This window comes from Mycobacterium shunyiense (genome assembly GCF_058270035.1).
Map to the genome: position 1 here is coordinate 1 of NZ_JBZDPT010000044.1, position 1,014 is coordinate 1,014.

A 1,014-nucleotide genomic window follows, 5' to 3' on the forward strand; every position below is an offset into this window, starting at 1 on the left:
ACCACTCCGCCAAAGCACTGACCTCAATGATCTACCTCTGCCTCGGCGGCCTGAACCCTCAACTACCCACAAGAACATGAGGAGTAGCACACATGTTCGACGTTGATTCCGATGTGGCGCTGATCGACAAGATCAGTGCCGCGGCGCGGGCGGAGTCGGCGGCGATCGCGGGGCGGCTGGCTGCGATCGGGGCGTTGGACAGTCTGCGGGAACAGGAGTTGGCCGAGTCGATCTTTTGGACCACCGACCCGTTCGAGGAAGTCTCTGCAGAAGTATCAGCGGCGTTGCGGATCAGTCGGGGCCGGGCGGGCACCCAGATTCATCACGCCCGGGTACTACGCGACAAACTCCCGTTGGTGGCCGCCCGGTTCGCTGTTGGCGACATCGACTACCGGGTGGTGCGGACGCTCATCGCCCGCACCGGCATCGTCGACCCCGCAGTCTGGGCCGGCCTGGATGAGGAACTCGCGGCCCGGGCGCATAGGTGGATGCGGTTGTCTGAGCGGCAGTTGCGGGATCGGGTGGATCAATGGATCGCCAAACTCGACCCCAACGGGGTGCGGGTCCCGCCCCCGATCGACGACGGGCGGTTTGTTCAGGTCGAGGCGAGCAGCCCAGGCATGGCCTCGGTGTGGGCCAATGTGCACGCCGCTGACGGGGTCGCGTTGAGTCAACGCCTCGATGCCGTCGCCGACACGGTCTGCAACCACGATCCGCGCACCCGCGAGCAGCGCCGCGCCGACGCGGTGGGGCCGGTGGCCCGACTCGAATCCCGCATGCCGTGCCTGTGTCGACGCGAGGACTGCCCCGCCGCACAGCAACACGCGGCCGCCGATGCCGCGGTGGTGCATGTGCTGGCCGACCAATCCACCGTGAACGGCACTTGTGATGATCCGGGGTATCTGGCCGGCCATGGCATCGTGCCCGCCGAGTCCGTGCGTGACCTGGCCGCCACCGCCAAGGTCAAACCGGTGCGTATGCCCACCGGGAATGCGGCCGAAGCAGCTGAGTCCG

1 protein-coding gene is annotated in these 1,014 nt (G+C 67.1%); it reads left to right on the forward strand.

The features are described 5' to 3' along the window. Positions 1-92: 92 nt before the first annotated feature. Positions 93-1,014, forward strand: a 922-nt coding sequence (locus AC4ELS_RS24865; RefSeq protein ID WP_499049682.1) for a DUF222 domain-containing protein, incomplete at its 3' end; no start/stop codon positions are given.